Raw genomic sequence first — 12,408 nt, 5'->3', positions numbered from 1 at the left:
TGAGCCAGCCAGCCAAGAGAGCCGAGGTGGTCCCCATGCCGACCGTCGTCAACCCCGAGTCCGACGAGCGCGAAGCCCTGCTGAACTTCGTCGAGGCCCAGCGCGCCGCCGTCCGCCGCGCCGTCGGCGGCCTCACCCGCGAGCAGTTGACGGCCCGTCCGACGGTCAGCGAGCTGACGCTCGGCGGCCTGGTCAAGCATCTGGCCGAGGTCGAGAGCAGCTGGACCAGGGTCATTCTGGCCGGTCGCGAGCCGCTGGTGGAGCGCGACATGAGCACCTGGGGTGACTCCTTCCGCCTGGTCGAGGGCGAGGAGATCGCGGACGTGCTGAAGTTCTGGGACGAGGTCGCCGCGGAGACGGCCGAGATCGTGGGCGCCCTGCCGGACCTCGACGGCACCGTGCCGCTCCCGGACCGCCCCTGGTTCCCGAAGGACTCGCGCCGGTCCGCCCGCTGGATCATGCTGCACCTGGTCGAGGAGTTCGGCCGCCACGCCGGCCACGCCGACTTCCTGCGCGAGGCCACCGACGGCGCCACCGCGTTCTCGCTGCTCAGCCCCGAGCAGCTGCGCCCCAACGACTGAGCTCCCGCGGCTAGCCTGGGCGGATGCAGCTGAGCATCCGCCCCTACCGCCCGGGCGACCGGGAGGACCTGTACGACGTCTGCGTCCGCACCGGCGACAACGGTGCGGACGCGAGCGCGTTGTACCCGGACCCGCGCATCCTGCCCGACATCTTCGTCGGCCCCTACCTGGCCCAGGAGCCGGAACTCGCCTTCGTCGTGGCCGAGACCGGCGGCGCGCAGCGGGCGCGCGGGTACGTGCTCGGCACCGCCGACACCCGCCGGTTCGTCGCGCGCTACCTCGCCGAGTGGCTCCCCGGCGTCGTCGACCGCTACCCCGACGACGCGGACGGCCGCGGCCACGAGCTGCGGCACCCGGAGGCGATGCTCGGCCCCGGCGTCGACGACTACCCCGCGCACCTGCACATCGACCTGCTTCCCGAGGCCCAGGGGCAGGGCTTCGGGCGGGAGTTGATGCGCACCTACCTGGCCGCCCTGCGGGAGCGCGGCGTGCCGCGGGTCCACCTCGGCATGGGCGCCGCCAACCACGCCGCCCGTGCCTTCTACGACCGGCTCGGCTTCGAGGAGCTGGCCCGCCCGACGCCGCGCCTGGTCGTCCTCGGCCGCAGCACCGAGGCGGACGGCGACGGCCTCACGGCACGCGCGGGAAGCGGGACTTCAGCTCCCAGAAGGTGAGGTTGTGGTCCAGCCCCTCGTGCAGGTCGACCAGGTCGGCCAGCAGGTCCTGCAGGAAGTCCCGCGCCTCGCGCCGCAGTTCGGTGTGGTCCACGATCAGCGGCCGCTCGTCGCGGACCCAGTCCGCGCGCAGCTCGACCCAGTCGCCGCGCCGGGAGAAGCGCAGCCGGTCGGCGGACTCGGTGAAGTCCAGCTCGGCGCGGGGCGTCCGCAGGCCCGGCAGCACCTTGTCGAGCTCCTCGACGATGTCGCACAGGGCCCAGGCGAAGTCCAGCACCGGCACCCAGCCCCAGCGGGTGGACAGGTCCCGGCCGCCCTCGCCCTCGACGAACACGTCGCCGCAGAACAGGTCGTGCCGCAGCGCCCGGGCGGGCGCCGTCGCGTAGTCCGTCTGCGGCGGGTCGGGGAAACGGGGGGACAGGGAGTAGCCGAGCTCGATCACCCTTTGATTAAACCGCTCGCGCGTTCGCGGCGGACGGCAGGATCATGGGAGCCATGTCCACGAACCCTGTAGCCGTCAGCGTCCGGGGCGTCGTCGTACCCGACGCCGAGCTGCAGTGGCGCTTCTCCCGGTCCTCCGGACCGGGCGGCCAGCACGTCAACACCAGTGACAGCCAGGTCGAGCTCCGCTACCCGCTCGCCGCGAGCGCGGCGCTCCCGCCCGTCTGGCGCGAGCGCGCCCTGGAACGGCTGGCCGGTCGTCTCGTCGACGGCGCCGTCGTGGTCCGGGCCTCCGAGCACCGTTCCCAGTGGCGCAACCGGGAGTCGGCCGCGGTGCGCATGTCGGCGCTGCTGGCCGAGGCCGTCGCGCCGCCGCCGCGTGCCCGCAGGGCCACCAAGCCCAGCCGCGGCATGGTGGAACGTCGGCTGGAGAACAAGCGCCGCACCGCCGAGCGCAAGCGCACCCGCGGTACGGTCCGGGACTTCTGAAGGAGGCTGCCCCACGGTGAGCGGGTTACCCCAAGTGCCGGTACTGGCCCCGGAAGTACATCAGCGGGCCGCCTGTGGGCGCGCCGACGCGCGCCTCCAGGACGTGGCCGAGGATCAGGACGTGGTCCCCGGCGGGTATCCGCTCCACGGTGCGGCACTCGACCGTGGCCAGCGCGCCGGAGACCAGCGGGGCGCCGCTCGCCGCGCCGCGGGTGTGCGGGATCTCCGCGAAGAGCAGCCGGTCGCTGACCCGGCCCTTCATCGCGAAGCGGGCGGCGCTGGTGCGTTGGTCGGCGGCCAGCACGGAGACCGCCCAGCGGTCGACGCGGGTGAGGGCCTCCTCCATCCGGGAGTCCTCACGGACCGAGACCAGCACCATCGGCGGGTCGAGGGAGACGGAGAGGAACGCCGTCGCCGTCATGCCGATGTCCTCGCCGCGTGGCCCCTCCTCGGGGTCGTGGGCGGTCACCAGGACCACGCCGGAGGCCAACTGGCCCAGGGCGGCGCGGAACTCCTCCGGAGAGGCCTGAGGGCCGTCCAGCGCGTTCGCGGGGACGGCGGGCGGGGTGGTGGTGGCGGTGGTCGCGGCGTCGTACACGTAGGGCACGCTATCTGCGCTCGGCCTCGGCTCGCATCGGACCTTGGGCTTAGGACGGGCGTCTGATTGCTCACGTTGCGGATGGGGGCCGGAACGAACTCCGGTTCGATCAAGGATTACACACGTCAGGCGTGTGAGTTGGGTCACAAGTGGCAGGGATTTGCTGACCCAGAGTGTCTATCGGTGTGCACCCTGTGATTCAGTTTGTCTGGCAGTCAGACCATCTGCACGCTCGGACCATGCCAGTGTGTCGGCCGCACGCAGTCCCATGAGCACAGTCGTCGGGCACGGCGGTCGAGGAGGGGAGGCAAGGCGATGGATACCGAGCCGGAGCCCTACGTCCGTCTCGCGACGCTGCGCACCCTCCACCGCGTCATCGCGGACCTGAACGCCGCCCGCAGCCTCGCCGGCACGCTGCAGGCCGTGGTCGAGGGGGCGGTCACCGGGCTGGGCTTCGACAGCGCCGTGGTCAACATGGTCCGGCCGGACGGGGATCTGGTCGTCGCCGCCGTGTGGGAGCTCGGCATCGAGGGCGAGGCCGACGAGGGGATCAACAGCCTGCTCGGCCAGATCGGTTCACGCGAGTCGTGGAACCGGCTGCTGAACGCCGGCGACAGCTGGGGCAGCCTGGTCTTCGTGCCGCACGACCGCGGCTGGGCCCGGCCCGTGGACATACCGATCTGGGGTGGCGGCCAGGCCTTCGTGCCCGAGGGCGCCTGGCACCCGGACGACATGCTGCTCGCCCCGATGTACAGCTTCGGCGGCGAGCTGCTCGGCGTGCTGTCCGTGGACCGACCACGGAACGGGCGACGCCCGGGGCCGTGGACCCGCGAGGCGCTGGAGATGTTCGCGCAGCAGGCCGGCATCGCCATCGGCAACGCGCGGCTGCGGGCCGAGATGCAGCGCGCGCTGGTGCGGCTGGAGCGCGAGCAGCAGGCGCTCGGCGCGAGCGAGGAGAGCTACCGGCAGGCGTTCGAGTTCGCGCCGACCGGCATGGCCATCACCGAACTGCACGGGGAGGCCCACGGCCGGCTGACCCGCGTCAACGACTCGCTGTGCCGGCTGCTGGGGCGCTCGCGGTCCTCGCTGCACCGGCAGACCTTCGCCGAGCTGGTCCACCCCGAGGACGCCGGCCGGCTGCGCGGCATCGCCACGGAGAACGGCCGCGCCGAGGTCCGGCTCGCCCGCCGCGACGGCGGCTGGCTCTGGGTCAACCTGCGCAACTCGGTGATCTCCGACCCGATCGAGGGTGCCGTCTACCTGCTGACCCACGTCGAGGACATCGAGGACCGCAAGCGCCACGAGCTGCAGCTGGCCCACCGGGCCAGCCACGACGCGCTGACCGGGCTGCCCAACGCCGCCGAGCTCAAGGCCCGGCTGCGGATGCGCCTGTGCGACCACCCCGACTCCCTCCCGGCCTCCGGCCGGGGGCACCCCCATCCGGCCGCCGCCCACCGCCCCGGCGGTCTCGGCGGCTTCGGCGGCTACGACCCGTACGAGGTGCCGGGCGCCACCGCCGCCGCGCCCGAGCAGGGCTGGCCGGAGGGCCACGGCGGCTTCGCCGACCACGGCGGGCTCGGCTCCGGCGGGCTGGTCCCCGGCGGCCTGGGCGACGTCCTGGCGGGCGGCACGGCCGATCCCGGCCGCGGCCACGCCTACGGCCACCCGGCGGTCACCGAGGGCGGCTTCGAGCACGTCCACGCCATCCCGCCGGACGAGGGCGGCAGCACCCCGCCCGGGGGCAGGGCCCTGGCGGTGCTCTTCTGCGACCTGAACGGCTTCAAGGGCATCAACGACCGCCACGGCCACGCGGCGGGCGACGCGACGCTGATCGAGGTCGCCCGGCGGCTGCAGCACGCCGTGCGCGAAGGCGACACGGTGGCCCGCATGGGCGGCGACGAGTTCGTGGTCCTGGCCGACGGCGTGGACCGCGCCCGCGCCAAGGACCTTGCGGACCGGCTGCGCACCGCCATAGCCCCGCCGATCCGCTACGAGAACCGCACCCTTCGGGTCGGCGTGAGCATCGGCATCGGCTGGGCCGGTTGCGGGATGAGCATCGACGAGGTACTGCACACGGCCGACGAGCTCATGTACGTCGAGAAGCGGGCTCGTGCGAACGGGGGTCGATCCCACCGCCGGGCGGGTTGATCCAGGTCCCAAAAAGCCCGGCGGCCTGCACGGAAGTCCCTCGTCCCGGTAGCCTGCCGAGGCTAGTGGAACCGAGCCCTCCCGTGCTCCGTCCTTACCGTCGTGTCACCCGGTCGGGGTAGTGTGCGGTGGATACGCGTGCCTGTGGTGCGGTACTCCGGGCGCGAGAGCCGACCATGCATGCACGTATATCCACGGATCACGATTCGGGAGAGTTGAGAACTCGATGACAGCCGAGAACAACGGCGTGCCCGAGGACGACGACCCGTTCGCGTACCTGTACCGGGCCGAGAACGGTGCGGACGGCGGGGCCGAGGGCGGAGCCGCGGCCACGCAGCCGCTGCCGGGCGTCCCGCGCACCTCGTACCAGCAGGCCACCCAGGTCGGCCGTACCCAGTACGGCCAGAGCTACGGCGGCCAGCAGGGCGCCTACGGTCAGCAGGGCGGCTACGGCCAGCAGCAGCCGGGCGGCTACGCCGGCGTGCCGCACCAGTCCCAGCCCCCGTCCAGCGGCGGCCGCGCCGCGTCCCGCGCCGCGGGCGGCTCCGGCGGCGGCTCGCGCGGCGTGATGATCGGCGCGGTGGCGGTCGTGGCCGCGGTCGCGATCGGCATCGGCTTCGCGCTCTTCAGCGACAACGGCAGCAAGGCGAACGCCGGCTCGGGCAGCTCCACTTCGGCGAGCGCGGGCGCCACCTCCAGCGACTCGGCCTCCGCGTCGGCCTCGGCGGCGGGCACGCTGCCTGGCCCCACCGACGCCGCGACGATGTCGCTGGCGGGCACCCAGGCGGTCACGACGCCGGCGGGTGCGAAGGCCGCGGGCGGGCAGTCGGTGCCGATCACCAGCGCGAGCTCCAGCATCACCTGGACGGTCACCATCCCCACGACCGGCTCGTACAAGCTGTGGATCCGCTACGACAACCCCGGCGCCACCTCCAAGGTCGACATCCTGGTCAACGGCACCAAGGTCCGTGAGCGCGATCTCCCGAACTACGGCAGCAAGGACCCGGCCAATGCCTGGTTCCGCTCCTGGGCCCAGCCCGACCTGACGGCGGGCCAGGTGAAGATCACGATCCAGGGCGTGGCGGGCCAGCCTCCGGTCAACATCGACCAGTTGGCCATCACCACCCCGGACGGTCCCCAGCAGTGGTCCTGACGACCGGTTGACTACCGCACGACGCGGCCCGCGCTCCCCCCGAGCGCGGGCCTTCGTCGTTGCGGGGCGTCAGTTGGCCACCGGCACCCGGTCCTTGAGGCGGTCCTCGCCCACCGCCCAGCGGCCCTCGCGCATGACGGCGACGACGTCGTACTGCGCGTCCAGGACCACCAGGTCGGCCCGCTTGCCGACCTCGAGCGAGCCGAGCTTGTCCGAAAGGCCCAGCTGCTGTGCCGGGTTGAGGGAGAGCATCCGGCTGACGGTCTCCAGCGGGAGGCCGTTGACGCTCACCGCGCGCTTGAACGCGACGTCGAGGGTCAGCGTGGAGCCGGCGATCGAGCCGCCCTCGGCGAGGCGCGCGACGCCGTCGCGGACCTGCACGGCGAGTGGGCCGAGCATGTAGTCGCCGTCGCCGAAGCCGGCCGCGTCCATCGCGTCCGTCACCAGCGCGACGCGCGAGGCGCCCGCCCCGCGGAAGGCGAGGTCGACCACCGCCGGGTGCAGATGCACGCCGTCGCCGATCAGTTCGACGGTGACCCGCTCGTCCTCCAGCAGCGCCGCGATCGGGCCGGGGGCGCGGTGCGCCAGCCCCGGCATGGCGTTGAACAGGTGCGTGGCCACGGTCGCGCCGGCCTCGATCCCGGCCAGCGTCTTGTCGTAGGAGGCGTCGGTGTGGCCGATGGCGGCGATCACGCCGCGCTCGGTCAGCAGCCGGATCGACTCGATGCCGCCCTCCAACTCGGGGGCGAGGGTGACCATCCTGGCCGCCCCGCGCGAGGCGTCGATCAGCTTGCGGACCACCGCCGGGTCCGGGTCGCGCAGCAGGTCCGGCTTGTGGGCGCCGCAGCGGTTGATGCTGATGAACGGGCCCTCGAAGTGGATGCCCGCCAGCACCCCGTCCTCGACCAACTCGCTGAGCATGGAGGCCTGACGGCACAGCTCGTCGATCTCGCCGGTGACGGTGGAGGCGACGGTCGTGGTGGTGCCGTGCGCGAGGTGGGTGTGGGCGGCCTTGATGACCTGCTCGGCGCTGCCGGAGTGGTAGGACTCCCCGCCGCCGCCGTGGACGTGCATGTCCACGAAGCCGGGGACCACGGTGAATCCGGTGAGGTCCAGGGCGGGAACCGCGCCGTCCGGGGGAGCGACCGGCGCCGCGATCTCGGTGATGACGCCGTTCTCGACGGCGATCTTCCCGTTCTCGACGACGCCGGTGGGCAGGACGAGCCTGGCCCCGGCCAGCACAGTGCGCTCCGCGTTGCTCACGCGGTCACCTCCAGTGAGAGCAGGTCCCAGGCGAGGAGTCCCGCGCCCAGGCAAGCGGCGGTGTCTTTGAGCATCGCCGGTACGAGTGTGGGCGGCATCTGGAACGACAGACGTTCGGTGACCGCGACGCGCAGGGGTGCGAACAGGGTGTCGCCGGCCTCGGCCAGGCCGCCGCCGATGATGACGGTGCCGGTGTCGAGCAGAGTGTGGGCCATGACCAGTCCGTCCGCCAGGGCGGACAGGGCGTCGGTCCACACCCCGACTGCGCGGGGGTCGCCCGCGGTGACCGCGCGGGCGCAGTCGGCGGCGGTGGCGGCCGGGTCGCCGGAGGCGGTCGCCCAGGCGCGGCCGACGGCCGCGGCGGAGGCGATGGTCTCCAGGCAACCCCGGGATCCGCAACCGCAGGCCGGTCCGCCGGGGCGCACCATGACGTGGCCGATCTCGCCGCCGTTGCCATGGAATCCGGCCTCGATCCGGCCGTCGATGCCGATTCCGCCGGCGATGCCGGTGCCGAGCGCGACGAAGAGGAAGCGGGAGACCCCGCGTCCCGCGCCGAGCCGGCCCTCGGCCAGCGCCCCGGTGCGTACGTCGTGGCCGAGGGCCACCGGGACACCGAGCCGTTCGCCGAGCAGCTTGCGCATGGGCAGGTCGCGCCAGCCGAGGTTGGCGGAGAAGACCGCGACGCCTTCGGCCTCGTCGATGGTGCCGGGCACCACGACGCCGGCCGCGCGGGCGGTCTCCCCGTAGCGCCGGCGGCCCTCGTCGCGCAATTCTGCGGCGAAGTCCAGTATTCCGGCGACCACGGCGGACGGTCCGTTTTCGCGGCCGGTGGGGCGGCGGTCCTCGTACAGGAGCGTGCCGTCGGGGGCGACCAGGGCGGCCTTCATACCGGTCCCGCCGACATCGAGAGCGATGACGTGCTTCACGACGCAGCAGTCTCCCTCGAATGGGCGGCAGAGGTCTAGTCCAGTTTGCAGATTGGTCTGGTCCATGACCACATCTGGTGCCACTGACGGCGAGCTATGTCACAGAGTACCCGATTTGCCGTATTCGATTACGGAGAGTGGTCATGCTCGATCGGCCTCCACTGACCTGCGTCCCGGCAAAGGACTGGACCTCTGTGGTCTAGACCAAGTAGATACGCAGGTCGATGCCGCTTCGTTTAGGCAAGGGGGTTCGGGAAAACAATTCGAAGAAGTTGCTCCACAGCCGTTCCGGGGGGTCTGACGTGACGTCAAAGCGTAACGATCGGCGAAGTTTGGCGAGAGCTGTCCGAATTGTCGTTGCACATGGTGCAACGACAACCAGCTTTTCGGTAAATGGTGTAGACCTCTTGAGTGGACGCTGGCCAGACTGACCGACACACCGGGACGGCAACCACCTCCGTCCTCCACACCTTGCGAAGGCGGTAGGTTTTCTTGAAGCGTCGTGTGCTCGCCCTCACAGCAATCGGTGTCGCCGGAGTCATGTCGCTGACGGCGTGCGGCAGCAGCTCGTCCTCGACCGGCTCCTCCGGCGGCAACGTCACCATCAAGCTGCTGGCGGCCGACTACGGCACCGCCGGCACCTCGAACAGCACCCAGACCTACTGGCAGGGTCTTGCGGACACCTTCCACAAGAGCCACCCGAACATCACGGTGCAGGTGCAGACGATCGCCTGGACCAACTGGGCCCAGGTCGCCACGATGATCCAGGACAAGCAGTACCCGGACATCCTCGAGGGCGACGCGCCCCAGCAGTTCGCGGCCGACGGCCTGCTGTACAAGCTGAGCGACATCATGTCGTCCAGCACCGTCAGCAACCTGATCCCGGTGTTCGCCAAGCAGGAGGACGACACCGACGGCACCGCCTACGGCGCCCCGTTCACCACCAGCGCCCGCGGCCTGTTCTACAACAAGAAGCTGTTCGCGGCCGCCAAGATCGCCAACCCGCCGCAGACCTGGGCCGACATCCAGAACGACGCCGCCAAGATCAAGGCGCTGGGCGGCGGTGACATCGGCTACGGTCTCCCGCTCGGCCCCGAGGAGGCCCAGGGCGAGTCCTACCTGTGGATGCTCGGCAACGGTGGCGGCTACGTCGACTCCTCCGGCAAGTACGCGATCAACCAGGCCGCGAACGTGCAGACGTTCCAGTTCCTGAACCAGCTGGTCAAGGCCGGCGACACCGAGCCCGGCCCGGCGAGCACCAACCGCCAGCAGATGTGGGACGCCTTCGCGGCCGGCCAGGTCGGCATGGTCGGCGGCTCCGGTGCGATGATCCCCGACATCGTCAAGAACGGGAAGCTGACCAACTCCGACTACGGCGTGGTCCCGATGCCGGGCAAGAGCGCCCCGCTCACCCAGACACTGGGCGTCCACGACGACGTCGTCGGCTTCAAGCAGGGCGGCCACGCGGACCAGATCAAGCAGTTCCTGGACTTCGTCTACTCCGACCAGAACCAGATCGCGTTCGACAAGGAGTACGACCTGCTGCCCGCCACCACCTCGGCCTCCGCGACGCTGTCCGGCCAGGACCCGGTCGCGGCCGGCTTCCTGAAGAACGTGCCGAACTCCGTGGTCTACCCGTCCAACACCAACTGGAACACGGTGCTGGCCAAGCTCAAGCAGACCCTCGGCACCGCCGCGTCCGACAACGCGTCCCAGGTCCTGAACGGCCTGCAGACCTTCGCCACCAGCAACCAGTAACCGACCGGCATTTCGCAATCCGCACTGCCGGCGGCCGACCGGCGGGACACCCCGCCGGTCGGCCTCTCGGCGCGTTCGCGATGGAGCAGACCATGACGCAATCGACCCAGGCCGGCCTGCTGGAGCCGGCCCCCGGGAGCGACGGCACCCCACGCCCGACGGCCAGGCCCGTCGGCGGCGGCCGCCGCGTGCTACGCGCGCTCGCGCCCCTGCCGTGGCTCACGCCCGCCACCGCCCTGATCCTCTTCGTGGTGATCTGGCCGGTGGTCTCGATGTTCCTGACCTCGCGTCAGCACTTCGACTCGATGGGCTTCGACCAGGGCAGCGCCGGCTGGAACAACTTCACCAAGCTGTTCGACGAGCCGGACCTGCCCGGTGTGCTGGTGCGCACCGTCATCTGGGTGGTCGCCGTCGTCGGCCTGACCATCCTGATCTCGCTGGGCGTGGCCCAGTTGTTCAACAAGCAGTTCCCGGGCCGCAAGGTCGCCCGCTGGATGCTCATCGCGCCCTGGGCCGCCTCGGTCGTGATGACCTCCATCGTCTTCAAGTGGATGCTCAACCCGAGCAACGGCACGATCCTGGTGCTGATGCACGACGTGGGCCTGATGAAGAACTTCAACAGCGTCAACTGGCTCTCCCAGCAGACGCCGGCGTTCATCTGGGAGATCGTCGTCGCGATCTTCGTCTCGGTGCCGTTCACCACCTACGCACTGCTGGCCGGCCTGCAGGCGATCCCGGACGACGTCTACGAGGCCTGCCGCCTGGACGGCGCGGGAGCAGCCCGCACCTACTGGTCGATCACGCTGCCGCTGCTGCGTCCGGCCCTGCTCGTGGCGGCGCTGATCAACATCATGAACGTCTTCAACTCCTTCCCGATCATCTACGAGATGACCGGCGGCGGTCCGGGCAACCAGACCTCCACCACGACGCTGTTCATGTACAACACCCAGCAGACCAGCATCGGCGAGGCAGCGGCGATGTCCGTGGTCAACTTCGGCTTCATCATCGTGGTCGTCCTGCTCTTCCTGCGGGCGTCCCGGTGGAACTCCGCGGAGGACTGAGATGACCACCCTGACCGCGCCCGCGACCCGGGCCGCCTCCGCCTCCGGCCGGCAGCAGGCCCCACGCCGACTGCCCCGCCCCCGCACCGTGGCCCTGGTCGGCGGCGCCTACCTGATCGGCCTGATCTTCCTTCTCCCGTACCTGGAGATGGTGATCACCGCCCTGCGTCCGGGCAGCGAACTCCACGACCGCGACCTCTTCCCGAGCCACCCGACGCTGTCCAGCTTCACCGACATCTGGTCCACGGGCCTCGGCACCAACCTCGGCACCAGCCTGGAGATCGCCTTCGGCTCCACCGCGCTGGTGCTCCTGGTCGCGATCCCGGCCGCCTACTACACCGCGCGCCGCAACTTCCGCGGCAAGGGCCTGTTCCTGCTGCTGGTCCTGATCACCCAGATGTTCCAGCCGACGGCGATGATCGTCGGCATTTACCAGCAGTTCCTGCAGTTCAACCTGATCGACTCGATCTGGTCGCTGATCCTGGTCAACGCGGGCTTCAACATGGCCTTCGCGGTCTGGATCCTCAACGCCTACTTCTCCGCGATCCCCAAGGAGATCGAGGAGGCGGCGATCGTCGACGGCTGCAGCCGCATCGGCGCCATGTTCCGCGTCATCCTCCCGCTGGCCGCTCCGGGCATCGTCACCGCGCTGATCTTCACCTTCATCGCAGCCTGGAACGAGTTCATCGTCGCCCTGACGCTCACCACCCAGAGCGGCCCCCGCACCCTGACGGTCAAGATCTCCAACTTCGTCGGCGAGTACGCGACGGACTGGCAGCACCTCTTCGCCGCGTCCGTCATCGCCACGATCCCGGTGATCATTCTCTTCGCCCTCATCGAGGGCAAGGTCGCCTCCGGCCTGACGGCGGGGTCGGTGAAGTAGCGGGCTTTCACGTAGTGCAGCGCGCAACGCAAGGGCGGCCACCCCTCTGGGGATGGCCGCCCTTGCGTTCGCCCGGCTACGTCAGGGTGATGTGGTACGCCTTGCGGAGCGTCTCGTGGACGGTCCAGGTCGTCTCGTCGCCCTCGCGCAGGACGCAGGCGTCGCCGGGGCCTACGTCGAAGGTGGGTCCGCCCGCGACCGCGATGGTGGCGCGGCCTGAGATGACGACGAAGAGTTCGTTCGCCTCGGTGTCGGTGACCACACCGGGGGTGATCTGCCAGATGCCGCGGATCTGCTTGCCGTCCTCGGACTCCCACAGCACCTTGCCCGAGACCTCCGGGCTGCCGGAGACGATCTGGCTCGGGTCGAGCGGGTCCGGCTCGAGCTCGGCGTCGGGGATGTGCACGGCGAAACTGGTCATGGTGCCGACGGT

13 protein-coding genes are annotated in these 12,408 nt (G+C 70.8%); 8 read left to right on the top strand and 5 right to left on the bottom strand.

The annotated features are described in order from the left end of the window. Positions 1-35 precede the first annotated feature (35 nt). The gene (locus DN069_RS23110; RefSeq protein WP_111503795.1) at positions 36-581 is read left to right on the top strand and encodes a DinB family protein; all 546 of its coding nucleotides are present in this window, start codon (positions 36-38) and stop codon (positions 579-581) included. A 23-nt stretch (positions 582-604) separates the two neighbouring features. After that, the gene (locus DN069_RS23105) at positions 605-1,255 is read left to right on the top strand and encodes a GNAT family N-acetyltransferase (RefSeq protein ID WP_111503793.1); all 651 of its coding nucleotides are present in this window, start codon (positions 605-607) and stop codon (positions 1,253-1,255) included. Here the strand turns inward: DN069_RS23105 and DN069_RS23100 are convergent. Next, complete coding sequence (locus DN069_RS23100; RefSeq protein ID WP_111503791.1) at positions 1,212-1,697, bottom strand: hypothetical protein; 486 nt, start codon at positions 1,695-1,697, stop codon at positions 1,212-1,214. The two genes, DN069_RS23105 and DN069_RS23100, sit on opposite strands and share 44 nt — an antisense overlap. A gap of 53 nt (positions 1,698-1,750) precedes the next feature. Here DN069_RS23100 and arfB point away from each other — a divergent pair, with 53 nt between their 5' ends. Then, the gene (gene arfB, locus DN069_RS23095) at positions 1,751-2,185 is read left to right on the top strand and encodes an alternative ribosome rescue aminoacyl-tRNA hydrolase ArfB (RefSeq protein WP_111503789.1); all 435 of its coding nucleotides are present in this window, start codon (positions 1,751-1,753) and stop codon (positions 2,183-2,185) included. A 25-nt stretch (positions 2,186-2,210) separates the two neighbouring features. On the opposite strand, the gene DN069_RS23090 is transcribed toward arfB, so the two are convergent. Continuing rightward, positions 2,211-2,783, bottom strand: coding sequence for a flavin reductase family protein (locus tag DN069_RS23090; protein ID WP_111503852.1), 573 nt, complete (start codon positions 2,781-2,783; stop codon positions 2,211-2,213). A gap of 315 nt (positions 2,784-3,098) precedes the next feature. Here DN069_RS23090 and DN069_RS23085 point away from each other — a divergent pair, with 315 nt between their 5' ends. Both DN069_RS23085 and DN069_RS40250 read left to right on the top strand, forming a co-directional pair. Then, the gene (locus DN069_RS23085) at positions 3,099-4,931 is read left to right on the top strand and encodes a GGDEF domain-containing protein (protein ID WP_111503787.1); all 1,833 of its coding nucleotides are present in this window, start codon (positions 3,099-3,101) and stop codon (positions 4,929-4,931) included. A gap of 226 nt (positions 4,932-5,157) precedes the next feature. Next, a complete protein-coding gene (locus DN069_RS40250) occupies positions 5,158-6,084 on the top strand; it encodes a CBM35 domain-containing protein (protein ID WP_111503785.1) in 927 nt (308 codons plus the stop codon). A 69-nt stretch (positions 6,085-6,153) separates the two neighbouring features. On the opposite strand, the gene nagA is transcribed toward DN069_RS40250, so the two are convergent. Both nagA and DN069_RS23070 read right to left on the bottom strand, forming a co-directional pair. Continuing rightward, a complete protein-coding gene (gene nagA, locus DN069_RS23075; RefSeq protein ID WP_243639611.1) occupies positions 6,154-7,347 on the bottom strand; it encodes an N-acetylglucosamine-6-phosphate deacetylase in 1,194 nt (397 codons plus the stop codon). Beyond that, entirely contained in the window at positions 7,344-8,273 is a 930-nt protein-coding gene (locus DN069_RS23070) for an ROK family protein (protein ID WP_111503783.1), read from the bottom strand. The genes nagA and DN069_RS23070 overlap by 4 nt, the downstream gene beginning before the upstream one ends. A gap of 540 nt (positions 8,274-8,813) precedes the next feature. Here DN069_RS23070 and DN069_RS23065 point away from each other — a divergent pair. The 3 genes from DN069_RS23065 (at position 8,814) to DN069_RS23055 (ending at position 11,975) form a co-directional block, all read left to right on the top strand. After that, the gene (locus DN069_RS23065) at positions 8,814-10,031 is read left to right on the top strand and encodes an extracellular solute-binding protein (protein ID WP_111503781.1); all 1,218 of its coding nucleotides are present in this window, start codon (positions 8,814-8,816) and stop codon (positions 10,029-10,031) included. Positions 10,032-10,123: 92 nt separating this feature from the next. Next, a complete protein-coding gene (locus DN069_RS23060; protein WP_111503779.1) occupies positions 10,124-11,092 on the top strand; it encodes a carbohydrate ABC transporter permease in 969 nt (322 codons plus the stop codon). 1 nt (position 11,093) lies between these two features. Further along, complete coding sequence (locus DN069_RS23055; RefSeq protein ID WP_111503777.1) at positions 11,094-11,975, top strand: carbohydrate ABC transporter permease; 882 nt, start codon at positions 11,094-11,096, stop codon at positions 11,973-11,975. Positions 11,976-12,051: 76 nt separating this feature from the next. On the opposite strand, the gene DN069_RS23050 is transcribed toward DN069_RS23055, so the two are convergent. Beyond that, entirely contained in the window at positions 12,052-12,396 is a 345-nt protein-coding gene (locus tag DN069_RS23050) for a cupin domain-containing protein (RefSeq protein WP_111503775.1), read from the bottom strand. Positions 12,397-12,408: the final 12 nt, after the last annotated feature.

Origin of the sequence: Streptacidiphilus pinicola, from assembly GCF_003258295.1 — a bacterium.
Classification (GTDB): Bacteria; Actinomycetota; Actinomycetes; order Streptomycetales; family Streptomycetaceae; genus Streptacidiphilus; species Streptacidiphilus pinicola.
The sequence above is the reverse complement of the archived record's forward strand: the minus strand, read 5'-3'. Positions and strand labels throughout refer to the sequence as shown.